At 32.4% G+C, this 23,934-nt stretch carries 23 protein-coding genes and 5 pseudogenes; 3 read left to right on the top strand and 25 right to left on the bottom strand.

Features of this window, described 5'->3' with window-relative positions; translation table 11 throughout:
* Positions 1–17: 17 nt before the first annotated feature.
* The 17 genes and pseudogenes from ureC to VSF34_RS02450 all read right to left on the bottom strand — a co-directional run bounded on the left by ureC (position 18) and on the right by VSF34_RS02450 (position 12,698).
* Positions 18–1,739, bottom strand: a complete 1,722-nt coding sequence (ureC, locus tag VSF34_RS02530; RefSeq protein WP_326717527.1) for an urease subunit alpha — start codon at positions 1,737–1,739, stop codon at positions 18–20.
* Between the two features lie 43 nt (positions 1,740–1,782).
* Positions 1,783–2,127, bottom strand: a complete 345-nt coding sequence (ureB, locus tag VSF34_RS02525; protein ID WP_326717526.1) for an urease subunit beta — start codon at positions 2,125–2,127, stop codon at positions 1,783–1,785.
* Between the two features lie 24 nt (positions 2,128–2,151).
* Entirely contained in the window at positions 2,152–2,454 is a 303-nt protein-coding gene (locus VSF34_RS02520) for an urease subunit gamma (protein WP_326717525.1), read from the bottom strand.
* 27 nt (positions 2,455–2,481) lie between these two features.
* Positions 2,482–3,000, bottom strand: a complete 519-nt coding sequence (locus VSF34_RS02515; RefSeq protein ID WP_326717524.1) for an AmiS/UreI family transporter — start codon at positions 2,998–3,000, stop codon at positions 2,482–2,484.
* Positions 3,001–3,227: 227 nt separating this feature from the next.
* Positions 3,228–4,186: pseudogene (locus VSF34_RS02510) on the bottom strand (IS30 family transposase).
* 318 nt (positions 4,187–4,504) lie between these two features.
* Positions 4,505–4,810, bottom strand: a complete 306-nt coding sequence (locus VSF34_RS02505; RefSeq protein ID WP_326717523.1) for a hypothetical protein — start codon at positions 4,808–4,810, stop codon at positions 4,505–4,507.
* 84 nt (positions 4,811–4,894) lie between these two features.
* The gene (locus tag VSF34_RS02500; RefSeq protein WP_326717522.1) at positions 4,895–5,602 is read right to left on the bottom strand and encodes an MgtC/SapB family protein; all 708 of its coding nucleotides are present in this window, start codon (positions 5,600–5,602) and stop codon (positions 4,895–4,897) included.
* Positions 5,603–5,621: 19 nt separating this feature from the next.
* Positions 5,622–5,975, bottom strand: coding sequence for a fluoride efflux transporter CrcB (gene crcB / locus VSF34_RS02495; RefSeq protein ID WP_326717521.1), 354 nt, complete (start codon positions 5,973–5,975; stop codon positions 5,622–5,624).
* Positions 5,976–5,977: 2 nt separating this feature from the next.
* On the bottom strand, positions 5,978–6,361 hold the full coding sequence (gene crcB / locus VSF34_RS02490; protein ID WP_326717520.1) for a fluoride efflux transporter CrcB: 384 nt from the start codon (positions 6,359–6,361) through the stop codon (positions 5,978–5,980).
* A 271-nt stretch (positions 6,362–6,632) separates the two neighbouring features.
* On the bottom strand, positions 6,633–7,691 hold the full coding sequence (locus VSF34_RS02485) for an IS30 family transposase (RefSeq protein WP_326717519.1): 1,059 nt from the start codon (positions 7,689–7,691) through the stop codon (positions 6,633–6,635).
* A gap of 356 nt (positions 7,692–8,047) precedes the next feature.
* Positions 8,048–9,360: pseudogene (locus VSF34_RS02480) on the bottom strand (IS3 family transposase).
* 114 nt (positions 9,361–9,474) lie between these two features.
* A complete protein-coding gene (locus tag VSF34_RS02475) occupies positions 9,475–10,947 on the bottom strand; it encodes a DEAD/DEAH box helicase (RefSeq protein ID WP_326717518.1) in 1,473 nt (490 codons plus the stop codon).
* 111 nt (positions 10,948–11,058) lie between these two features.
* Entirely contained in the window at positions 11,059–11,199 is a 141-nt protein-coding gene (locus VSF34_RS02470) for a hypothetical protein (protein ID WP_326717517.1), read from the bottom strand.
* Between the two features lie 55 nt (positions 11,200–11,254).
* Positions 11,255–11,575, bottom strand: a complete 321-nt coding sequence (locus VSF34_RS02465) for a GNAT family N-acetyltransferase (RefSeq protein ID WP_326717516.1) — start codon at positions 11,573–11,575, stop codon at positions 11,255–11,257.
* Positions 11,576–12,050: 475 nt separating this feature from the next.
* On the bottom strand, positions 12,051–12,254 hold the full coding sequence (locus VSF34_RS02460) for a DUF2975 domain-containing protein (protein WP_326717515.1): 204 nt from the start codon (positions 12,252–12,254) through the stop codon (positions 12,051–12,053).
* Positions 12,255–12,291: 37 nt separating this feature from the next.
* Positions 12,292–12,423, bottom strand: coding sequence for a hypothetical protein (locus VSF34_RS02455; RefSeq protein WP_326717514.1), 132 nt, complete (start codon positions 12,421–12,423; stop codon positions 12,292–12,294).
* A gap of 149 nt (positions 12,424–12,572) precedes the next feature.
* Entirely contained in the window at positions 12,573–12,698 is a 126-nt protein-coding gene (locus tag VSF34_RS02450) for a DUF3955 domain-containing protein (RefSeq protein ID WP_326718002.1), read from the bottom strand.
* 170 nt (positions 12,699–12,868) lie between these two features.
* Here VSF34_RS02450 and VSF34_RS02445 point away from each other — a divergent pair, with 170 nt between their 5' ends.
* Positions 12,869–14,038 (top strand): IS256 family transposase, encoded by a 1,170-nt coding sequence (locus VSF34_RS02445; protein WP_326716337.1) that lies wholly within the window; start codon positions 12,869–12,871, stop codon positions 14,036–14,038.
* Between the two features lie 157 nt (positions 14,039–14,195).
* Here VSF34_RS02445 and VSF34_RS02440 read toward each other — a convergent pair whose 3' ends face one another.
* Positions 14,196–15,155, bottom strand: a complete 960-nt coding sequence (locus VSF34_RS02440) for an IS30 family transposase (RefSeq protein WP_326717513.1) — start codon at positions 15,153–15,155, stop codon at positions 14,196–14,198.
* Between the two features lie 237 nt (positions 15,156–15,392).
* Entirely contained in the window at positions 15,393–15,965 is a 573-nt protein-coding gene (locus VSF34_RS02435) for a TVP38/TMEM64 family protein (protein WP_326717512.1), read from the bottom strand.
* 190 nt (positions 15,966–16,155) lie between these two features.
* Between VSF34_RS02435 and VSF34_RS02425 the strand changes: the two are divergent.
* Both VSF34_RS02425 and VSF34_RS02420 read left to right on the top strand, forming a co-directional pair.
* Positions 16,156–17,200 (top strand): annotated as a pseudogene (locus VSF34_RS02425) (IS30 family transposase).
* Positions 17,201–17,470: 270 nt separating this feature from the next.
* Positions 17,471–17,710, top strand: a pseudogene (locus VSF34_RS02420) (IS3 family transposase); the annotation flags it as partial.
* Between the two features lie 31 nt (positions 17,711–17,741).
* Here the strand turns inward: VSF34_RS02420 and VSF34_RS02415 are convergent.
* The 6 genes and pseudogenes from VSF34_RS02415 to VSF34_RS02390 form a co-directional block, all read right to left on the bottom strand.
* Positions 17,742–18,119 (bottom strand): RidA family protein, encoded by a 378-nt coding sequence (locus VSF34_RS02415; protein ID WP_326717509.1) that lies wholly within the window; start codon positions 18,117–18,119, stop codon positions 17,742–17,744.
* Positions 18,120–18,212: 93 nt separating this feature from the next.
* Entirely contained in the window at positions 18,213–19,397 is a 1,185-nt protein-coding gene (locus VSF34_RS02410; protein WP_326717508.1) for a MalY/PatB family protein, read from the bottom strand.
* Positions 19,394–20,980, bottom strand: a complete 1,587-nt coding sequence (malX, locus tag VSF34_RS02405) for a maltose/glucose-specific PTS transporter subunit IIBC (RefSeq protein WP_326717507.1) — start codon at positions 20,978–20,980, stop codon at positions 19,394–19,396. Before malX ends, VSF34_RS02410 begins: the two co-directional genes overlap by 4 nt.
* A 102-nt stretch (positions 20,981–21,082) precedes the next feature.
* Positions 21,083–21,850: a MurR/RpiR family transcriptional regulator gene (locus VSF34_RS02400; RefSeq protein ID WP_326717506.1), complete on the bottom strand. Its 768-nt coding sequence runs from the start codon at positions 21,848–21,850 to the stop codon at positions 21,083–21,085.
* Between the two features lie 102 nt (positions 21,851–21,952).
* Positions 21,953–22,663, bottom strand: a pseudogene (locus tag VSF34_RS02395) (ABC transporter ATP-binding protein); the annotation flags it as partial.
* A 438-nt stretch (positions 22,664–23,101) separates the two neighbouring features.
* Complete coding sequence (locus tag VSF34_RS02390) at positions 23,102–23,812, bottom strand: DsbA family oxidoreductase (RefSeq protein ID WP_326717505.1); 711 nt, start codon at positions 23,810–23,812, stop codon at positions 23,102–23,104.
* Positions 23,813–23,934 lie beyond the last annotated feature (122 nt).

Below are 23,934 nucleotides of genomic sequence, written 5' to 3'. Positions count from 1 at the left end.
TTCATTCTAAATATTTTTTAATATAAGTAATAACGTTGAGCTAGTGCTACTTCTTTAGCTGGATCACATGTAATTAATTTCCCATCTATTGTTACATTATAAGTTTGAGGATCTACCTCAATTGTTTTTGGACTATAATCATTCAGTTTTAAATCTTTTTTAGTTAAATTACGTATATTTTTTACCGGTAGTACAATTTTTTCTAACCCTAACTTTTCTTTAATATCATTATCATAAGCATGTGTAGATACAAAAGTAATAGATGTCTCTTTATTAGCTTTACCAATAGCTCCAAACAAATCTCTCATTAATCTTGGTTGTGGAGTTGGTAAACTTGAACCCGCATCTCCCATAACCCCATAAGTAATCATGCCACTTTTTAAAACAATATTAGGTTTTGACCCAAAAAAGGCTGGGTCCCAAATAACTAAATCTGCATATTTTCCAACTTCAACAGAACCAACATAATCGTTAATTCCTTGAGTAATTGCTGGATTGATTGTATATTTTGCTACATATCGTTTAATACGATTATTGTCATTGTATTGTGAATCACCTTCTAGTGGACCTCTTTGTTGTTTCATCTTATTAGCCAATTGCCATGATCTCATAACAACTTCACCAGTACGCCCCATTGCCATAGCATCAGATGTCATAATACTTAAAGCACCTAAGTCATGTAAAACATCCTCAGCTGCAATTGTTTGACTTCTTACACGAGATTCTGCAAAAGCAACATCTTCAGGTACTTTAGGGTTTAGATTATGACAAACCATAACCATATCAAATAACTCTGAGATTTCATTAATAGTATATGGATTTGTTGGGTTCGTAGATGATGGTAAGACATTATCATGACCTGCTACCACCATAATATCAGGAGCATGACCTCCTCCAGCTCCTTCAGTATGGAATGTATGAATTGTTCTTCCTCCAAAAGCTGCGATAGTATGCTCAACAAATCCACCTTCATTCAATGAGTCTGTATGGACAGCTACTTGAACATCATAAGCATCAGCAACAGCTAATGAGCGGTCGATTCCTGAGCGAGTAGCACCCCAGTCTTCATGAACTTTAATTCCTGCTGCTCCAGCTTCTACTTGTTCTGATATAATTCTTGGATTTTCTCCAATTCCCTTAGCAAGAATCCCAACATTAACAGGCCAGTTTTCCACAGAACGTAACATATTTTCTATATACCATTTTCCTGGGGAAGCCGTTGCTGAATTAGTTCCATCAGCTGGTCCAGTCCCTCCACCAAATAATGTTGTAATACCATTATCTAGCGCAGCTTGTGCTAATTTTGGAGAAATCATATGGACATGGGTATCTAGACCACCAGCTGTCACAATTCTTCCCTCAGCTGAAACTGCTTCTGTACTTGCTCCTACTACAAAATCTATGTTATCCATATTATCAGGGTTCCCACCCTTTCCAATACCAATGATTTTGCCATCTCTGACACCAATATCTGCTTTAATAATACCTGTATAATCAATAATTACAGCATTAGTAATTATCAAATCTGCAACTAAGAGATTAGCTTCTCTAGTTTCTGTAGCACTAACTCCCATACCATCACGTAAAACCTTTCCACCACCAAAAACACTCTCTTGTCCTCTTACTGTGTAATCTTTCTCGATTGCAGCAAATAAGTCTGTATCACCTAATCTCACACTATCCCCCACTGTAGGACCATACATTTGTGAATAATCTTTTCTATTCATTTCAAAAGTCATTTTCATCTCTCCTTATTCAATTATATTTTCTCATCATGCTTCTTTATACTTGTGCCTCTTTAATTTGTTTTTGATCTGTATCTAAAAAGTTATCCACTGCATTATTAAATCCAAAAATGCGTCTTCTTCCACCATAATCTATAAGAGGAACTTCTTTTTCTTCGCCTGGTTCAAATCTCACAGATGTACCTGAAGGAATATCTAACTTTTTACCATATGCTGCATCTCTTGCAAATTGTAAACCTGTTTGATTGGCTTCATAAAAATGATATTGCGAACCCACTTGAATGGCTCTATCACCTATATTCTTCACTTTAATAGTAATAGACTCATATCCCTCATTACATACTATTTTATCTTCACCTAATTTATATTCTCCTGGTATCATTTTAATTCCTCACTTTCTCTATTTTTATTGAATTGGATCATGAACGGTTACTAACTTTGTACCATCTGGAAAAGTTGCCTCGACTTGAATCATGCTAATCATCTCAGGAACACCCTCCATAACATCATCACGAGTTAATATATTACGACTACTCTCCATTAAAGAAGAAACTGTTTTTCCCTCTCTAGCTCCTTCAATAACAGCATCAGTTATTAGAGCAACTGATTCTGGATGATTTAACTTAATATTTTTATCTTTTCTTTTTTGTGCCACCATAGCAGCAACTGTTATCAGCATTTTTTCTTGTTCACGCATCGTTAATCTCATAGTAATCTCTCCTTATTTTTCTATCTTTTACTTAGGCCACATATTTATTAGCATCAAAAAGCCAGGTATCCAAGCTGTAAAAATACCTTCAATAACACCTATCCACCCAACGACTGCTCCTAATTCCTGTTTTAAAACATTTTCGATAAAACCTGTTAGCCATAACACACCCCAACATAACCAAATAATGCCATAGAAAGTATTCCCACCATACCCATAGAAGCATAATATAGCAGCAGGTACAGCGTTGATAGCTACAAAAAGACTATACCAACCATATAACCTTTGATCTAAATTAAAAATAGTATTTATAGCAACATATAGATAAGTAAAAGCAAATAATAGCCCTGTACCACTTGCAAAGAAAAACTCTGTAGACTGATTTGATACTATGCCATAACCAATGGCTATAAGGTTTAAAACCAAACTAAGACCGCCAGTAAATAGATTCATCACAACAATCGATTTATCATTTATTTTATATAGCCTTGCTATCCCATTACTAATCAATACCATTCCTACATATAATAAAATAATACCTAACATTTATCTCACCTCCCCTCCATTCAATAAACATAAAAGAAACAATGACCATTAATACTTATCTAAAACCATGATATCATAAACAAAAAAATCTAAACACTTTAAATAACAGAAAAAAGCGAAAAATAACTAAACGAATTTTCAATAAACTAACGATTATTTCAAAAAATATAAATTTAAATACATTTTTATATATTATATTTTATTTTTTGTTCTATATATTTCATTTGTCAAATTAAGCTAGACAAAATGTCATTGTCTACATAGCTCAAAAATACTTCTAATGGTGTTTTATAGTTTAATGATTTTCTAGGAATATTATTTCTTTTGGATGCAACAGATTGAATGAAAGATTCATCAACTTCGTTGAAATCCATTTTCTTAGGCAATCCATCCTTACGCAATAGCCCATTAGAATTTTCATTTAAACCTCGTTGTGAAGGTGTACCAGGGTCAGCAAAGTAGATATCAATATCATTTAAGTTACTGATAGATTTCCAGTTAGAAAATTCTTTGCCACAATCAAATGTGATAGATTTAAACAAGTGATTAGGGCATTTGTTTAACCATTCATTTAAACTATTCTCAATATCTATAGCGTGTCTCCCTGTTGGCTTTAAGGTAATAATAACTTTTGATAACCTTTCAACTAATGTAATAACAGCACTTTTATGATTTTTCCCAACAATAGTGTCACCTTCTAGGTGACCAAATTCACTTTGAAACTCGTTACGCTCAGCGTCTCTCTGATGAATGGTTCGTTTAAATGCTTGTTTACCTCGTTTTTCTTTATGCCCATTAGGTTTTCTTTTACCTTTCATTGGTAAAGTTGTGGAATCAAAAGATTCACGCGAGAACAATCTATAAAGTGTCCGAACAGAACAAGAAATAGAAATCTCAGCACGACCGATAATCACGTCAGGAGTCCATCCTTGAGCCACTTTGTTTTGAATATATTTTGTTTCATTATCAGGTAAAGAAATAGGACGCCTTCCACATTTCTTTTTATTTTTTTGTATCTTTGATAGTAATCTAGAATAGATAATCCCTCATTTAAAGCGTTGTAAACATTATAAATAGCTTGTCTTGATCTTTTTAAAGTATCAGCAACATGTTTAACTTTTTTAGCTTGGTGATAATAAGATTCTATTAAAACAAGCTCGTCTGTAGTAAGATGTATATAGGTCATTTGTGATCACTCTCCTTGTTTTCTTTCGTCGGAAATACAATTTGGACAATTTGAGTGTATCACAAATGATTTTTTTATTTGTCTAGCTTAATTTTACAATCGGCGATAGCTATAATAAAAAACAAATATGAACTAAATAAAAAACAACAATATTACTCTCTAAATTTAATTTTTTTATTTAAGAAGCATATTCAAATCATTAACTTAATCATTTATTTCATTTCTTAAATACGATGATGTTTAAATATATCCATACTTCAGAACACAAAAAAACCGGGAATGATTTGTGTCATTCCCGGTTTTTTTGTGTTTATTTAATTACGCAAAATAATCTTTCATAAATGATGCTGTTTCTGCATCTAGTCCTAATTCCATGTAGTTTAAATCCATCGGTTCAACAGATTTTGGATCGTACCCATCATACTTGTCAATGTCTGCTAAAATATGTTTAATTTCGTGTGTTGCTCTTTTTTGAGCATACCAAGCTTTGATAGTATGATCTTTATCATTTTCATCTAATTGACCTAATTCATCAACATACTTGTCTAATTTATCAACGGTTTTTGCAATATTTTCTAAAATCTTATCTTGTTTTTTTTGTTTTTCTTCAATATTCTCTGTCATAAAAAAACCTCCAGTATTATTATATACCCAGTATAGCATAGTAACCGCTTCCTAGGTAGTTTTACACCTTTTACTCATATTTTTTTACAAAGTAATCAAATCAACTGAGACAATATCAGGATTCGTTGATAACTCTTCTAAAATAGATTCTGTATCTAAACCTTTGGGTATATCTATAGTATAGAGATAAGTATAAATACTTCCGTCAGGTGAAGAGTCCATATTAAAGTTCGTACTTTTTACCGTGATATTCATTTTCTCAAATAATTGATTTACTGCTTTTTTCGTTTCTTCTCTTTGATTAAATGTCACCTTGACTTGTTTAAGTGTTCTAATTCTAATAATCTTTAATAAAAATACCAATACAATATAGACAAAAATTGTACCAAAAATAGCTATTCGGTAAAATCCGTAACCAATGGCAATACCTATTCCTGCTACTGCCCAAATAGATGCTGCCGTACTAAGTCCTGTCACACTTCTTTTAGTTACAATAATGGTTCCTGCTCCTAAAAAGCCAATCCCACTAACAATTTGAGCAACAAGACGGGTTGGATCCATTCTAAGAACCACTCCACCATAACTATGAATGTCTTTTAACCAACCTGCATAAAAAGTAGCTTGAATTTGAATCATAGTTAAAATACAAGCACCTAAGCACACAATGATATGTGTTCTAATCCCTGATGGATGATCGTGAAATTCCCTATCATACCCAATGACTCCTGCTAAAATAACTGATAAAACTAATCTGATTAAAATATCAGACGTTGTCAAACCTAACTGTGGCATATTACTCTCTCCTTCTGACTTAAATAATGATCATTCCGAAATAAACACCTATCACTCCTAGTATAACTGAAAGACAAACATATAAAACACTTAATTTTATCTGATTATTAAGATATAATTTAACGGATTCAACACTGAAAGTAGAAAATGTTGTGTAAGCACCTAAGAAGCCTGTCCCCATCAATAACCAAACCCACTCACTAATCAGCATCTCTTGGTTCATCTGCCATAATAAGCCTAAACAAAACGCACCAGTTATATTAATAAGCAAAGTTGATAGTGGTAAACTTTTTTTATTTAATCGTATCAGCTTTTCTCCTAAAAATACTCTAAGTACAGCGCCACATATACCACCAATTCCAACTAATAACATCTTTATTTAGCACCTACCTTATTTTGATAAGTAGCTAACTTTAAACCTAAGTAAGCACATATCAACCCACCTATGATATTACTTAATAGAAAAACTACAGCCATCAATATGTCTTGTTGTTTCAAAAGTTGAACGAAATCCAAGGAAAAAGTGGAGAAAGTTGTAAAACCTCCTAAAAAACCTCCAGTTATACCTAATCTTACTTTACTACTTAGCTTAGTTGTGTATCTAAACCCCTCAACTAAATAGCCTAGTAAAAAACTTCCTAGTAGATTAATTATGACAATAGCTATAGGAAACCCACTTTGTAGAACAAATAGCTCTCCAAATAAATAGCGACCAACTGCTCCTAAAAATCCACCAATTCCAACATATATATATTTCATCACACAGTCCCCTAAAAAATTTAACCTTTGAATAACTTCCAAAGATTTGATTTACATTATAACAAAAAATACTATAAAATGGTCAATCAATCCATTTTATAGTATTTTGTATATTTATTTTGATAACTTTTTATCCCACAGAGTAGAAAGAATGCCACCAATCGGAAAAAAATCCAAGCAATGGCCCATAAATGAATCTAAATTGCAACATTAAGTTAGCCACTCTGGTAAAAATATCTAAATATCAGTGTTATTTTATTGAACCCCTTACTTACCAACATGTTTTGATCTTTAGATTTTGAATTTCTTCTAAAAATAATGTTGCTGGTTGTCTATAGTCTAAAATTTTACGCGGCAAAAGATTAACTTTTTCAGTAGCCAGTTGTATGAACTGCTTTGAGTAGTGACAGATAGGCGTTCCTTTCGGAACAAATTGCCGTAATAAACCATTATGTCTTTCGTTTGTTCCTCGTTCCCAAGATGAATAAGGGTGAGCAAAGTAGATATCAGTCATTTGTTGCAGAGTATCATCAAGTGAGCTAAACTCACTGCCATTATCAGCAGTAATCGATTGAAATATGCTACTAAATCGGACTCTTCCAAACTCATATTTTAACTGTTTAATAGCGTAACTAACAGACTTTTCAGTATGATCATCTAGAACAACAGTAATCATGTAGCGAGTTTTTCTTTCAACAAGTGTAAGTAGAGCATTATCATCTTTAGATTTTGAACCAATGACACTGTCTATTTCCCAATGACCAAACTCTTGTCTAGAATCAATTTTGCTAGGTCGTTCATCAATTGATTTTCCAAGAGCTTTTTTATGCTGACGACTTCTTTTCTTTTTAGGTGATAGTCTAACTTTCATCTTGAGATGATGATTTCTGACTGGTAAAAAACCTTTATCAATATAGTTATAAAGTGTCTTAGTAAAAACAATAGGTTTATCCCAAGTCCCTAAAGACTTGATAAAGCCAACAATTGCATCTGGTGACCAATTAAAGTCTATCATTTGTTTACAAGCATAATTAATAAAATCAACAGCACTAACTAGCTTAGATTTCGAACCACAGCGTTTCCTGTTTTCTATGTATTTAGCTTGCCCCGTATCAGCAAAATAGAGTTGTTTAGGTTTCTTATTTTCTTTGATTTGCGTGGTCGTTCCTCGTTTAAGCTCATTACTTATTGTTTGATGGTGTCGGCCTAATCGTCTACCAATTTCTCTATTAGAGTCTCCCATATTATGCCAAACTTCAATAAGCTGCCTTTCCTTTAAGGAAAGATGTTTATAACTAGATTTCTTTGTGTTATTCTTAATTTTCACCATGGTAAAAATTCCTTTCGTTGTTGGGTGGTTACTTCAATGATACACGAATTTTTACCATGGTGTTTTTTTATTATTTTAGGGTGACTAACTTGATTCTACAACTAAGCTATTTTAAAAATTTAAAAATCAGTCAATAAATCATATACCCCTACTTTTAAAAAGCACTCTCTTCACTTGCTTAGTTAAGCTACTTATTAAATGATGTCATAGACACTTATTTGATACACTAAATGAGATGGGTGAATCCAGATATAGAAAAAAGGAAGCTGACTATAAAATGTACCCTATGTCAAGGACATAATAAAAAAGAGTTCGTCTGTCATCAAGATGATTTCCTAAAGAGGAAGTCATCTTTTTTATGTGCATAACGATTCATAGTAGCTCTGCGGCGTCATTCTGTTTAGTGTCCACTGACCACGGTAATGATTGTAGTAATCCATGTAGTCGTCTACTTCTGTGACAACATCATCATAAGTCACACAGGCGTCAAGATTTAGTTCATCTTTCATATGACCATAAAAGGATTCTTGCGGTGCATTGTCCCAGCAGTTGCCCCTACGGGACATTGATTGAATTAAACCTAGTTCTTTCACTCGCGATTGAAATCCATTGGATGTATAGTGACATCCTTGATCAGAATGAATGAGAGCAGTTGACTCTTCTCTGTTCGTTAGATACGGAGTCAAATCTTCTAATGTTTCTAAAACAAAATCAAGTTTTAAGTTTGGTGAAACACGATAAGCTACAATTTCTTTTGTACAACTATCTTTAATTGTTGAAAGATAAGCATGCTTATTTTGATAATGTAGATAGGTGATATCTGTCAAAAATATCTTTCTAGGTTTTGGTGGATTGAATTGGCGATTAAGATGGTTTGGATGATGGTTACTAGTGCCGAGTGTTTTTGCCATTCGTCGATAAGGATTTGCTTTTCTGATAGGACAAACAAGATTAAATTTTTTCATTAAACGTCTAATCTTTTTTAGGTTCATGACTGTATTAAAGTATTTTTCTAATGTCATCTTGATTAAACGAGCACCTTTATTTCGGTTCTTGAATCGGTATGCTTCTAGAATCAAGGTATAGTCTGAGTAATCTTGGTGATTTTTAATAGAGGCCTCTAAGCATGTTTGGAGGTAATGATAGTAACCCGAACGAGACACTCCTGCTAGCTGGCACAGGTGCTTCACCTGTGTTACTTTCTGATGTTTCTCTCTGAGTCTTCTTATGACTTCGAATTTTTCGTGGACCGTGAGTTTGCTTTCCAAATCGCCTCTCTCTCTGCTTGTTCTAGCTTTTTTAAAAAATCATTTTCAGCTTTTAGATAAGCCACTTCTGCTTTTAAGCGTTTTAATTCTTCTTTTTCAGTTAACTCTTTGTGTCTTGGGCGACCACTATTGCCAAGTCGTAAATCTTCTAGATTTTCTCCTTGTTTTGCTTTTTCGCGCCACCTGTGGCTGGCAGTATTAATTCTACGCTGTTTCAACACAGTAATATCAAATCCAGCATCACTAAAAATTTGATGGGGTAACTGCCCTTCAGAGTGTTTGAGCACAAATAATTCTTTAAATTCTTTTGTGTAAGTTATCGAAGAACTGCTCACTCGTTTGACATATGGATTTTGTTTTAACTCTTCAATTTCTTCAGTGGTAAATTTATTAATACCCATTTTAGTCACGTCCTTTTTATTTATCATATAAAAATACCCCATAGAAGGCACGCTTTTTTTTCGTGTCCAATCTATAGGGTACATTTTACTAAGGCCAACTTCCTTTTTTTATATTTAACTTCTCAAATCTTGCTCATATTTTGTTTCATTAGAGCGGTTCACTTTTCTTAAACGACCTTTAACCGGCATTGTTTGTAGAGCTTTTAATACTTTTTGACCTTTACCATTTAAAATTTCCACAAAAGTCGAAATATCTAGTAACTCGATTACACCAATATCTTCTGCTGTCATGCCATCAATATTGCAAAGAGCTCCTACAATGTCACCTGCACGCATTTTTTGTTTTTTACCAGCATTAATATGAATTTTCATAATATCTTCATTAAAAGCTAGCCCTTTTTCTTTTCGCAGAGTGGGTTTAGTATCAAGTGACATGTTAAATGCTTCTCGGTAATTTTCAACTTGTTTTTTTGTTGGTAAGCTGATCTCTTCGATTTGACCATCTTGAGCCTCATAGATCTCTTCAAAATTTTCTCTATCATGACTATTTACAAGAGACAATGCTTTTCCGCTATTTTCAAAACGAGCTGTTCTACCGATTCTATGAACATATGTTTCAGGTTTTTCTGGAATGTCATAGTTAACAACAAGTTGAATGTCTGCCACATCAATACCACGAGCAGCAACATCTGTTGCAACTAAAAAGTTAAAATAGCCGCGCTTAAAGTCTTGAATAACACGAGTTCTATCACGCTGCTCCATACCACCATGAAGCATTTCACAGTGTATCCCTAGAAGTTTCATTTGTTTAGTCACTTCTTCTACCATGACTTTTGTATTACAAAATACAATACTACTCTTTGGTCTTTCAACAATTAAAATCCCTTTAAAATGATCCAATTTACGATCATCATCGACCATAGCAAATTCTTGTAAAATACGTTTTTTACTTTTTTCAGTTGGTGCAATTTCAATAGATATTGGATTGTGCATGTATTTTTTTGATAAATGCTTCACAGCTTCAGGCATTGTAGCAGAAAAAAGAGCTGTCACATGATTTTTAGGTAAATAATTTAAAATGCGCTCAATTTGCTCAATAAAGCCCATCTCAAACATCTCATCAGCTTCATCAATGATCACATATTTGATTTTACTTAAATCAATCGTTTTTCTCTCAATATGATCAAACAAACGACCTGGTGTTGCAACGACCACATGTGTCCGTTGTTTTAATTGTTTTTCTTGCATTTGAAATGAACTTTTACCAAAAACACTAACTACCTTGATACGTTTGTAGCGACCGATATTAAAAATCTCATCTCTAATTTGGGTTGCTAGCTCTCTTGTTGGTGTTAAAATAAGAGCTTGAGGTGCACGCTCCTCCCATTCAACTAAATCACAAATTGGAATACCAAAAGAAGCCGTTTTTCCACTTCCTGTTTGAGATTTTACTAAGACATCTTTGCCTTCAAGCATTAATGGTACCACTTGTTTTTGAACTTCTGTTGGCATGGTGTAACCTAATACATCTAGGGCACCGATAATCTGCTTATCAATACCAAAAACATTAAATTTATTTTGATTCATATTTAATCATCCTCTATAAAATAAACATTTACTGTTTATTTTCTTTATTTTAGCCTCACTAGTGTAACATGGTTTCTTAATTAACACAGTAAAAATAGGTTAAATCTTCCACTAAGCATGATTTAATAAAGGTATTTTAATGTTTTTCACATCAAATATGTCGCCTAAAACAAATAAAACATCCTCATCATTTACTTCTTTTTTTACTACTATTTCTGGATAAAGTCTGGTATTAATTGGAAAATGAAACACGACTTCACTTACTTCCTTTAAGGGTAAACTATTTACTAAATCAAGGAGATGAACATCATATATCCCTAACACATCGTAAATATGTAACATGATTGTCACTAAAATTAACTAATTGCCACTGATCTAGCTGACCTTTGTTATCTGATACATTTAGTAGATAACTATCTTCCATGACTCTACTAAAACCAAATTTAGGATAAAATTCTAAGACTGTCTCATTAGCAAATAAAAAAATCATATCTACTTTCCCTTGATAATCTTTCAATATCTCCTCGATTAACCTTCTAGATAACCCTTGATCTCTGTAAGTCTCTTTTGTCATAACTGTCCCTAATTGAAGGACTTGATGTTTTTTCTTATTTATGACAAAAGTCATTTTAGTTATAGAAGCGTTAGCTATAACATGTTCTTTATCTACAAAAACATAAGGTATATATGTTTCATCTCAGTAACCATAAGTCATCCAGTCAGAAAAATCTATCTCAAAGGTTTCTATAGCTAATTCATTAAAACTTACTACTAATTCTTTGTTTCCTCTAATATCTTTATTTAATACATAACTCATTTCTGTATCCTCCAAAATAATTGTTTTAAAAAATAAAAAAGCACCATAAGAGATATCTCTTATAGCGCTAAAGAGAGCCAGTCATATTAGTTGACTAACTCTTTTATATGTTAAGCGTTTGTGTGATGTGATACCCTATTATTGTTAAAATCCGTCACTAAATAAATGAGTGATTCTCGCTGTTTCGAATTTTTATTTAATTAGTTGGTTAACTAACTAGCAATAATAAGCTTCATCATGAACACAAACCCTCCTTTTATTTTTAAGTAGACTTAGTATAGCATACCTATATGTCTTTCTCATCTTTTAAGCGATTAGCTAGTTTAAATATGTAGGCTAAAAGAGCTGATAAAACAGCCACTGCATAAATCCCGCTTTCAATTAATCCTGCATAAGCTATCTTAGATAGACGCTTGATATTTTCTTTAGAAAAAACTGTCTCACTTGCTAAATGATTACTTAACTGCCATAAGACAGTCAAAATATACATATAAGGAATAGCTGTTACCCCATAATAACACCTGAATCTATGTACTAAAATAACCTAATTCCATATAATAACTAATCTTAGGTCCTAGAATAATTAAAAACAAGACACCTAAAAGTCCCATTGCTAAAATAATACCTCGAAATAAACCTTTGATTTTTTGAATTGCCATATGCCTTCTTCTTTAGTTAGTCCCTTCATTATATCATAGAGTTAATTTTTCCATAAATAAAGGAGTAGACTAATATACTTAGCCTACTCCCTACTTTTATAACTAAGCTTTTCTTGTTCCCTTAAGTTATTCATATAATTCAAATAACCTTATAAGTTAATTGCTTCTACTAAAATACCAACAAAAATTAAGGCAAAACCAATTGGTAATAAAAAAAACATAGGTTCAACTAAAATCCCTTGATTATCTACAACAGGTGGATAAAATCGTTTCATCACTAAACAAATACACCCTAAGATAATAAAAATGATAGATGTTACGGTTAGTTTTGCTTTTTTGATAGCGTAAAATATTTTGTGTAAATAGAAATTTAGGGTAGAAAAAAAGAAAGTCCATTCTGTAAAATTAAAGTTACCACACAAAAATTTTATAGGAGGACTTTCTCATGAATAATTTTACTACAGAAATTATGGAAACACTAATCAATAAAGGTGATTTGGATGATTTGTTTCGCCATCATCTAGAGCTAGCTATTAATTCATTATTAAAAGCTGAACTGACAGCATTTCTTGACTATGAAAAATATGATAGATCTGGATTTAATTCAGGTAATTCCCGAAATGGGAATTACTCACGTTCATTTAAAACGGAGTATGGAGAACTAAATTTAGTAATCCCTAGAGATAGGAATGGTGAGTTTTCTCAACAAACATTACCTGCTTATAAAAGAACCAATGACTCTTTAGAAACGACTATTATTCAGCTATTTCAAAAAGGAATAACGATGTCTGAAATCTCTGATTTAATTGAAAAGATGTATGGTCATTATTACACGCCACAAACTATTTCAAACATAAGTAAAATTGTATCTGAAGATGTTTTAGCTTTTAAAGAAAGAACTTTAGAGGCTAAATACTCAGTTATTTTTATGGATGCTACTCATATTCCAGTAAAAAGGAAAACCGTAGCAAAAGAAGCTATTTACATAGTAATTGGTATCCGGTTAGATGGAACCAAAGAAGTTCTAGGATTTACTATTGCTCCAACTGAATCTGCCTACATTTGGAAAGAGATACTTCAAGACCTAAAAGACCGTGGTTTAGAAGAGGTTTTATTAGTTGTAACTGATGGTTTAAACGGTATTCACGATAGCATCCATAGTGTCTATCCAAATGCTCAATTTCAACAATGTTGTGTCCATATCTCTAGAAATATTGCTCATAAGGTTCGTGTTAGTGATCGACAAGAAGTCTGTAATGATTTCAAATTGGTTTATCAAGCAGCTTCAAAAGAAGAAGCTATGAATCAAATAAGTTTTATGATAGATAAATGGAAAAAGCAGTATCCACGAGTAGTTAAATTACTCTTGAATCCTGCTATATTAACTTTCTATAACTTCCCACCATCAATCAGAAGAACTATCTACTCAACTAACTTGATTGAGGGATTTAATAAACAGTTAAAAAAATATACAAAGAGAAAAGAACAATTTCCTAATGAAGAATCTCTGGAGAGATTCCTTGTTTCTCAGTTCAATGAATATAACCAAAAATTTTTAGGCAGAGTACATAAAGGATTTAAGGAAATACAAGATACACTAGAATCAATGTTTTAACTTAAAAAAATGGAATGGATTTTCCATTTACACATAATTCTTGACGCAACCGCTTTTTTTTCTGATTCATATAACTTCCTCCTAACTATTTATTTATCTAAATATAGCTACATATATTGTTTGTCAATCTATTTTTATCGTAAAACAATTTCATTTGTCAAATTAAGCTAGACAAAATGTCATTGTCTACATATCTCAAAAATACTTCTAATGGTGTTTTATAGTTTAATGATTTTCTAGGAATATTATTTCTTTTGGATGCAACAGATTGAATGAAAGATTCATCAACTTCGTTGAAATCCATTTTCTTAGGCAATCCATCCTTACGCAATAGCCCATTAGAATTTTCATTTAAACCTCGTTGTGAAGGTGTACCAGGGTCAGCAAAGTAGATATCAATATCATTTAAGTTACTGATAGATTTCCAGTTAGAAAATTCTTTGCCACAATCAAATGTGATAGATTTAAACAAGTGATTAGGGCATTTTTTTAACCATTCATTTAAGCTATTCTCAATATCTATAGCGTGTCTCCCTGTTGGCTTTAAGGTAATAATAACTTTTGATAACCTTTCAACTAATGTAATAACAGCACTTTTATGATTTTTCCCAACAATAGTGTCACCTTCTAGGTGACCAAATTCACTTTGAAACTCGTTATGCTCAGCGTCTCTCTGATGAATGGTTCGTTTAAATGCTTGTTTACCTCGTTTTTCTTTATGCCCATTAGGTTTTCTTTTACCTTTCATTGGTAAAGTTGTGGAATCAAAAGATTCACGCGAGAACAATCTATAAAGTGTCCGAACAGAACAAGAAATAGAAATCTCAGCACGACCGATAATCACGTCAGGAGTCCATCCTTGAGCCACTTTGTTTTGAATATATTTTGTTTCATTATCAGGTAAAGAAATAGGACGCCTTCCACATTTCTTTTTATTTTTTTTGTATCTTTGATAGTAATCTAGAATAGATAATCCCTCATTTAAAGCGTTGTAAACATTATAAATAGTTTGTCTTGATCTTTTTAAAGTATCAGCAACATGTTTAACTTTTTTAGCTTGGTGATAATAAGATTCTATTAAAACAAGCTCGTCTGTAGTAAGATGTATATAGGTCATTTGTGATCACTCTCCTTGTTTTCTTTCGTCGGAAATACAATTTGAGTGTATCACAAATGATTTTTTTATTTGTCTAGCTTAATTTTACAATCGACGCAATAAAAAAGTATCGAAAAACAATCAAAAATAATTAAAAGCTATAGTTATTAAAGGAAGTAGGTATCAAAACAACTTCTTAAACAAAAAAATCATGCCACCTACTTATTTTAACTAGTAAGTCACATGATTTTTATAATATTATAGAACTTTAAAAATATGAATCATAATAAAACAATGAACACCTACTGAAATTGGTTTAAGTAAGGCTATCGTTGTTAAATACTTCTTAAATGAAATATCTGTAAATCCAGCAGCTAAACATACCAAATCATCAGGCCCAAAAGGCATTAAAAAAATAATAATAATATATTTCTGAATATGTTTATTTCCCTTTTGAACAATCAAATTTAACTCTTTTAAGCTGTTTTCAGATAAAATAACTTTAGCAAAACGCATGCCATATTTTCTAACTAGGAAAAATAGAATAACTTCACCTATGACTAAACCAATACAGACATAAAGCAATCCCAATACATTTCCATACATCAAAATTCCAGCAACATCACTTAAACCACCAGGAACAATGGGAACAATCGGCTGAATAATTTGTAGTAAAATAAAGACTAAAACACCATATGCTCCAAACTGGTCAATGAATTTCTGTAAAGCATGTGGATTTTGGAACAAATGAAGTTTAAAAGCATAATAAAAGAAAATAACTGCTAAGATGGCCCCAATCACTGTTGCCACTTTGATTAATTTTTTTGCCACGATAAATCTCCTAAAGTAATTTATTTTAGTTAAGTATAACTGAATTTTTGAATAATTCATATGACAACTAAATATTTTAATTAGCTTAGTTGTAAAATCAAGTTAGCCACTCTAAAATAATAAAAAAACACCATGGTAAAAATTCGTGTATCATTGAAGTAACTACCCAACAACGAAAGGAATTTTTATCATGGTGAAAATTAAGAATAACACAAAGACATCTAGTTATAAACATCTTTCCTTAAAGGAAAGGCAGCTTATTGAAGTTTGGCATAATATGGGAGACTCTAATAGAGAAATTGGTAGACCATCAAACAATAAGTAATGAGCTTAAACGAGGAACGACCACGCAAATCAAAGAAAATAAGAAACCTAAACAACTCTATTTTGCTGATACGGGGCAAGCTAAATACATAGAAAACAGGAAACGCTGTGGTTCGAAATCTAAGCTAGTTAGTGCTGTTGATTTTATTAATTATGCTTGTAAACAAATGATAGACTTTAATTGGTCACCAGATGCAATTGTTGGCTTTATCAAGTCTTTAGGGACTTGGGATAAACCTATTGTTTCTACTAAGACACTTTATAACTATATTGATAAAGGTTTTTTACCAGTCAGAAATCATCATCTCAAAATGAAAGTTAGACTATCACCTAAAAAGAAAAGAAGTCGTCAGCATAAAAAAGCTCTTGGAAAATCAATTGATGAACGACCTAGCAAAATTGATTCTAGACAAGAGTTTGGTCATTGGGAAATAGACAGTGTCATTGGTTCAAAATCTAAAGATGATAATGCTCTACTTACACTTGTTGAAAGAAAAACTCGCTACATGATTACTGTTGTTCTAGATGATCATACTGAAGAGTCTGTTAGTTACGCTATTAAACAGTTAAAATATGAGTTTGGAAGAGCCCGATTTAGTAGCATATTTCAATCGATTACTGCTGATAATGGCAGTGAATTTAGCTCACTTGATGATACTCTGCAACAAATGACTGATATCTACTTTGCTCACCCTTATTCATCTTGGGAACGAGGAACAAACGAAAGACATAATGGTTTATTACGGCAATTTGTTCCGAAAGGAACGCCTATCTGTCACTACTCAAAGCAGTTCATACAACTGGCTACTGAAAAAGTTAATCTTTTGCCGCGTAAAATTTTAGACTATAGACAACCAGCAACATTATTTTTAGAAGAAATTCAAAATCTAAAGATCAAAACATGTTGGTAAGTAAGGGGTTCAATAAAATAACACTGATATTTAGATATTTTTACCAGAGTGGCTAACTTAATGTTGCAATTTAGAAATATTTTAATTAAATAACCCTCTTTGATTCCATCTCTAGCTATTCATGATAAACTAACTATCATTCCCTTAAGGAGGAGACAAGACATATGAAAACACCAAATATTGACATCACACAATTATCACCTGGGTTCATCCAAGATATTTATGATGACGAAGATTATTCCCTATTTAATCTCATCATTGAAGGTGGCTCTTGTGTTACAGGCAATCGGAACGATTGAACAGCCATTAGATGATGTTGAATTTTTTCATACAGACCGAGGAAGAGAATTTGATAACCAAAGTATTGATGAATTATTGGATGTGTTTCAGATAAAACGGTCTTTATCACGTCCTGGTTGCCCCTATGACAACGCTGTGGCAGAAGCAACCTATCGAGCTTTTAAAATTGAGTTTATTTACCAACAATCTTTTGACTCATTGTTTGAACTACAATATGAGTTATCAGTAAAAAAATAATAGATTACTTGCCTGAAGCAATAATTTCAATTTCTACTAATCCATTAGCTGGTAAATTAGCTACTTCAAAAGCACTTCTTGATGGGTGGTTTTCTGTAAAATAGTCACCATAAACTTGATTCATTGCTTCAAAGTTGTTAATATCTGATAAAAGTACTGTTGTTTTTACAACATCATCTTTAGTCAAACCACACTCTGTTAGTAAGATATCAATGTTTTCTAATGAATTTTTTGTTTGTTCTTCAATGGTTTTACCCATCTCTTTTGTTTGGGCATTAATACCTAGCTGACCAGAAAAATAATAAAGTTTTCCTTCTGTAGCAACAGCATGTGAGTACGGTCCAAGCGCACTTAACTTGCTTGAGTTAATTGTTTGTTTCATTTGATAAGCCTCTTTCCTATTTATAGTTCTCAGTCAATTATACCTGTCTTTATGTCATTGGACAAATGACTTCTTCTTCATTACATCATGTCGTTACTCTAGATTCTTTAGAGCCCTATACATCCGGTTTAACCCATCTATTAATTTTTCTCTAGAGCAACCTATATTCAGACGTAAAAACTCTTTTCCATTACCACCGTAGATAGCACCATTCATAATGGCTACCTTGCCTTCTTTAATCAATTTATCTTGGATAATTGACATGTCTATGCCAAGCTCACTCACATCTAGCCACATTAAATAAGTCGCTTGAGAATGAACCACTTTGATATCAGGTAATTTTTTTTGTAAAAAATCACATGCAAATTCATAATTATCATCAATATAATCATTTAATTGATCGACCCAATCTGATCCGTTATTATAAGCTGCCATGGTTGCTTCCATTCCCATAATTGATACAGATGATAACCCATGTTTTTCTTTTAGAATAGTTAAGTAATCCTCTCTTAATTCTTGATTAGGTATTAACATAAATGAAAAAATCAACCCAGGAAAATTAAATGTTTTAGTACCAGAAGTCGCAATCGCAACATGTTGATAATCAAAATTTGTAATAGGTATATGTTGATTATCATATCTAGTGATGTCCATATGTATCTCATCAGATATGATAAAAACTTCATGCTTCTGACATAATAAAACAATTCTTTCTAGTTCCTCTTTACTCCAAACACGACCTGTTGGATTATGTGGTGAACATAACAGAAGCACTTTATTATGTGCCGCTGCAAGTTTGTTTTCTAAATCTTTAAAATCAATCGTATAAGCCTCATTTTGATAAATCAAAGAATTTTCTATCAGTTTTCTGCCAGATGCTTGAATAATTTTAAAAAAAGCATCATAAGCTGGTGTTTGAATAATCACACCGTCATTTTTATTAGTTAATAACTCAATCAATTGAGAAATACCGTACATAACACTAGGTGTGTAAACAATGTCTTCAGCATTGATGTACGTCTGAAACCGGGTATTATACCAAGAGGTAATACTTGATTTTAGATCTGTATGATTCCAGCGTGTGTAGCCAAAAACGCCATGATTCATTCTTTCTTTTAAAGCCTCCATAACTTCTACTGGAACCTCAAAATCTGTATCAGAAATCGTAAAAGGCAATAAATCACTCTCACCAAACCGGTCTTTTACATAATCCCACTGAGTACAATAGGTCCCCAGCCGGTCAACCTGTTTATCAAAATTTATTTTTTTGGGACTCATAATAATTCATCCAATCCATTTCTTACTGTTGTCACTTTTGTTCCAATAATAACCTGAACACTTTGATTATCTAAATGAACGACACCCAATGCACCTAATTTTTTCAGCTCATCATCATTCACTAAGTTTCCATCATTAACCACTAGACGCAAACGTGTAATACAATTATCTAAATCAATAATATTACTTGCTCCACCAAGTGCTGCTAAAATAGCCTCCATGTCATATTGACTATCTCCTGATTTGTGCTTTGTTTTGTCTCCTGTTAAGCTAACATGATGCCCATCTTTATACTCACTTTGCGGGTCAACTTTAATCCTACCTGGTGTTTCAAGGTTTTTCTTCGTAATAACAAATTTGAAAACATAGTAGTAAATAACAAACCAAATAGCACCAACAATTAAAACATACCACCATTTTGTATAGTTACCTTGCATCACACCAAAGATAATAAAATCAAGTATCCCACCATCTGTATTTCCAATAGTCACACCTAGTAAAGCCATGACCATAAAACCTAATCCTGTCATAAATACATGGAAAATAAATAAAATAGGGCTGATGAAAATGAATAAAAACTCGATTGGTTCAGTAATTCCTGTTACAAATGTCGCAATAACGCCCGATATCAAAAGACCTTTTATTTTAACTCTATTTTCTGGTCGAGCAGTTTGGTACATAGCTAAAGCTGCTGCTGGTAAACCAAACATAAATGTTGGCATCTTTCCTTGAGATAAAAAGGCAGTCGCACTTGGGCTAATTGGGACATTATTTTGTAGCTCAGCATAGTAAATATTAAGAGCACCAAACACTTCTTTCCCATCAACAATGGCTGTCCCACCAGCTTCAGTAAATCTGATCATCGACACTAATATGTGGTGCAACCCAAATGGAAGTAATAACCTCTCTCCTGCGCCAAATAAGAATGGACCAAAAATACCAGCTTTTTGAATACTTAAACCGATTCCTGTAATAATAAAAGCAAATATCGGCCAAATAACAGGAATTAATAAACCAACGATAGATAAGACAACTGATGTGACAATAGGCACAAATCTAGCACCTGAGAAAAAGGCAAAACTGTCTGGTAATTGCGTTTTATAAAATCTATTATGTAATTTATACACAACTAAACCTGAGATAATCCCACCTAAAACTCCCATCTCAATCGTTTGAATACCAAAGACAAACCCTTGACCTGCCTCTCTGACAAAGTCTAGATCTGCTAGTTGATTTGTTTGGACTAAATAAAAATTAATTGATAAGTTCATAATCGTGTAGCCAACAAATCCAGAGAAAGCTGCTATACCTTTTTCATTTCTAACTAAGCCAAGTGGAATAGCCATGGCAAATAATACAGGTAAATAACTGAATGCAAATCCTCCTATAGCAGACATAAACTGAAAGGTAACTTGCAGCCACTCATGATTTAAAAATGGAAAGGTTTCGATTGTTGAGGGACTAGAAAAAGCACTACCTATCCCTAAAAATAACCCCATAAATGCTAGTAGAGAAACTGGTAACATAAAGGTTTTCCCTAAACCTTGTAAAAACTCCCAAACGGATGATTTCTTTTTATTCATCTCTTACTACCTCCTTAATAAATATAGGAGTATCATATCAGAAGTTTTAAAAAAAGTAAGCGTTTTTCTATTTTATGTATATGTATTCACTCTTTTGTATGCCTATTCACCTACACTATCAATCAATTGAATAACTAGTACATCCATCAAAGAAGCTAGCCCAATACGAGAGCTTAAATCTGCTTGATTTGAGTATATTGGCACTGTTTTAGCGATAATAGACAGGTCAGAAAATGATTCTAATGGTGATCTCGTATTAGCAATAAATGAGACAACCCGTACTCCTTTTTCCTTCAAAATCCTGGCATAGTCTAAAAGTCTCACTGTCTCACCGCTCTGACTTATAAAGATAGCTAAATCAGTTATTAACATTTGTTGAGATGTCACTAAAAGGTCATCCCAATCAGGTTTAGCTGAACTCAGATGTCCTATATGTAATAATTTTTTTGACAACTCTAGTCCTAACGAAAAACTACCACCTATAGCAAAAATTTCAATATTACTAGCTTCGTTAATCAACTCAGCAACCTGATCTAGTTTCATATAATTATCTTCTACCAGGCTATCTTCAATACTTTTTATTAATTCTGATTTTAAAAGATTTTCTTTGGATTCCTGAGTATAATACTGTCTAAATGACCCTTCCAAGTACCGACTGAATTGATATTTTAATTCTTGGTATCCATTGAATCCAAGCTTTTGAGCTGTTCGTGTAATGGTTGCTGTTGAGACAAATAATTTATCTGATAACTCATTTACTTTGAGATCAACAATCAACTCAGGGTACTCCATCATAAAATCTAAAACTTGTGTTTCTAAATTACTCAGTGTATGTCTTTTTTTACTAAGTGAAGCTAACAATACATCCATATATTTTATTACTCCAATCTTGTAAGAGTCTTTTTTTACTTATTATAAACTATAGCTGACATAATATACATACACTGAATTATTTATTTATATCGTCATTGATTAAACAAGTATCACATTATCTTCCATCATGCTCATTCCACTATTTTTCTGAAATAAATCTAGTAAATCATTCACTGTTAGTCCCTGTTTTTCTTCTCCCTTAATATCAACAACAATTTGTTCATTATTTAACATAATCAACCGATTCCCATATTTAATAGCGTCATTCATGTTATGAGTAATCATAAAACTTATTAATTTTTTCTCAGTTATCATTTTGTCAGTCAACTCAAGTACAAGTTGACTTGTTTTAGGATCAAGAGCAGCTGTATGTTCATCTAATAAAAGTAATTTAGGAGAGACAATTGTCGCCATAAGTAAGGTTAGAGCTTGACGCTGACCACCTAATAGTAGCCCGACTTCCATTTTTAGCCTGTCTTCTAACCCTAAATCAAGTAACGTCAATTGCTCCTTAAACATCATTCTATCTTGCTCATTAACACCTTTTTTTAAACCACGCTTTTTTCCTCTGCTATAGGCAATACTCAAATTCTGCTCAATAGATAACCGAGTAGCACTTCCCATACCTGGATCCTGAAATACTCTACTAATATACTTTGCACGCTGACTTGTTTTTTCATCCGTCACATCTACACCATCAATGAAGATTTGGCCAGAGTCAATTGGAAAACTACCAGCAATACTATTTAGTAATGTCGATTTTCCTGCACCATTTCCACCAATAACGGTGACAAAATCTCCTTCTTCAATAAGTTAAATATACGCCAATTGCCATAATTGCCCAAATAACACCTTGGGACGTGCTTGATAATAATATATCCATGATTTTCACCTATTTTTCTTTATTTTAGTCATTCATTTTGATACTTTTTAGAAACAAAAAAGCGTCAACTTAGATTCTCTCATCTAAGTTGACGCTTTAAGAAAATAATAATACCTATCTCCAAAAAATAAAAAGCCACTTAGATTAAATAAATAATCTATGTGGCAAACGTTACGGTCTGTATCCATGTTAATCATGTCTACAAACACTATCTAAAGAAGCTAAAGAAAAAGTTATTCAGTTGTGTTGGTTTATATAAATTGCTCTTTATCATAGCAACCCCTCACAATCTAAAATTTGATTAAATTCGTTGTATGATTAATCTTATTAAAAGTCAATAATTTTTTAATGAAAAACTAATCTAACTATTTTTTAGGAATCTCACAGCCTGTATCATCACACATCATACCTGGTATTTCCTCAACTTTAATATGTTGTTGTTCCGCATAAAAATCAGTTAGAGCTTTTTTAAATAACTCTATAGGCTGAGCACCTTTAACGGCATATTTGTCATTAAAAACAAAATAAGGGACACTTGTAATACCATGTTGGCTAGCTTCATTCTCATCAGCACGAACTTCTTGTAGGTACTCTGACTGATTATTTAATACTCTCATCATATCTTCTTGATTTAACCCTACAGCTAATCCTAAATCCATTAATACATCATGATCACTAATCAAAGCCCCGTCTTCAAAATAAGCTCTATAAAGCAAGTTAACCATTTTATCTTCTAATCCTTTTGACTTAGCTAACTTAGTTAGACGGTGAGCATCTAAACTATTAGTTGGTTTCATGTTCTCAAAATCAAAGTTTAAACCAACTTCTTTAGCAGCTTGAACAATATTTTTATTATTAGCTTTAGCTTGTTCAACTGATACGCCGTATTTTTTAGCAATCGCCTCATCAATTGATACACCAGCATACATTGGTGCATTAGGGTCTAGCTCAAAACTTTTAAAATTTAGCTCAACTTCCTCTAAAAATGGTAATTCCTCAATGGCTAATTCTAATTTTCTTTTACCTATAAAACAAAATGGACATAAAAAATCTGACCAAACCTCTATCTTCATCATACATCAACTTCCTTCCTTAGTGTTAGTAACTTCATCATAACGATAAATTCTAAAAAAAGATATTAACTTGCTTTTAAAAAAGAGAACATCCAAAAGAAATAAAGTAAAGTCGATTAAAAAAT

It is taken from the genome of Vagococcus jeotgali, assembly GCF_035918315.1.
GTDB classification, from domain to species: domain Bacteria; phylum Bacillota; class Bacilli; order Lactobacillales; family Vagococcaceae; genus Vagococcus; species Vagococcus jeotgali.
Note: the sequence above shows the minus strand (reverse complement) of the source record. Positions and strands in the feature narration are given on the sequence as shown.

Coding starts and splice junctions, on each gene's coding strand:
- VSF34_RS02475 (WP_326717518.1), bottom strand. CDS start 10,947: ATGAATCAAAATAAATTTAATGTTTTTGGTATTGATAAGCAGATTATC.
- VSF34_RS02445 (WP_326716337.1), top strand. CDS start 12,869: ATGAATAATTTTACTACAGAAATTATGGAAACACTAATCAATAAAGGT.
- ureB (WP_326717526.1), bottom strand. CDS start 2,127: ATGATACCAGGAGAATATAAATTAGGTGAAGATAAAATAGTATGTAAT.
- VSF34_RS02515 (WP_326717524.1), bottom strand. CDS start 3,000: ATGTTAGGTATTATTTTATTATATGTAGGAATGGTATTGATTAGTAAT.
- VSF34_RS02455 (WP_326717514.1), bottom strand. CDS start 12,423: ATGGCAATTCAAAAAATCAAAGGTTTATTTCGAGGTATTATTTTAGCA.
- VSF34_RS02440 (WP_326717513.1), bottom strand. CDS start 15,155: ATGACCTATATACATCTTACTACAGACGAGCTTGTTTTAATAGAATCT.
- VSF34_RS02450 (WP_326718002.1), bottom strand. CDS start 12,698: ATGAAACGATTTTATCCACCTGTTGTAGATAATCAAGGGATTTTAGTT.
- VSF34_RS02465 (WP_326717516.1), bottom strand. CDS start 11,575: ATGACTTTTGTCATAAATAAGAAAAAACATCAAGTCCTTCAATTAGGG.
- VSF34_RS02415 (WP_326717509.1), bottom strand. CDS start 18,119: ATGAAACAAACAATTAACTCAAGCAAGTTAAGTGCGCTTGGACCGTAC.
- VSF34_RS02485 (WP_326717519.1), bottom strand. CDS start 7,691: ATGGTGAAAATTAAGAATAACACAAAGAAATCTAGTTATAAACATCTT.
- crcB (WP_326717521.1), bottom strand. CDS start 5,975: ATGTTATTAGTTGGAATTGGTGGTATATGTGGCGCTGTACTTAGAGTA.
- VSF34_RS02505 (WP_326717523.1), bottom strand. CDS start 4,810: ATGACAGAGAATATTGAAGAAAAACAAAAAAAACAAGATAAGATTTTA.
- crcB (WP_326717520.1), bottom strand. CDS start 6,361: ATGAAATATATATATGTTGGAATTGGTGGATTTTTAGGAGCAGTTGGT.
- VSF34_RS02400 (WP_326717506.1), bottom strand. CDS start 21,850: ATGGATGTATTGTTAGCTTCACTTAGTAAAAAAAGACATACACTGAGT.
- VSF34_RS02520 (WP_326717525.1), bottom strand. CDS start 2,454: ATGAGATTAACGATGCGTGAACAAGAAAAAATGCTGATAACAGTTGCT.
- VSF34_RS02410 (WP_326717508.1), bottom strand. CDS start 19,397: ATGAGTCCCAAAAAAATAAATTTTGATAAACAGGTTGACCGGCTGGGG.
- VSF34_RS02500 (WP_326717522.1), bottom strand. CDS start 5,602: ATGCCACAGTTAGGTTTGACAACGTCTGATATTTTAATCAGATTAGTT.
- VSF34_RS02390 (WP_326717505.1), bottom strand. CDS start 23,812: ATGATGAAGATAGAGGTTTGGTCAGATTTTTTATGTCCATTTTGTTTT.
- malX (WP_326717507.1), bottom strand. CDS start 20,980: ATGAATAAAAAGAAATCATCCGTTTGGGAGTTTTTACAAGGTTTAGGG.
- VSF34_RS02460 (WP_326717515.1), bottom strand. CDS start 12,254: ATGTATATTTTGACTGTCTTATGGCAGTTAAGTAATCATTTAGCAAGT.
- ureC (WP_326717527.1), bottom strand. CDS start 1,739: ATGACTTTTGAAATGAATAGAAAAGATTATTCACAAATGTATGGTCCT.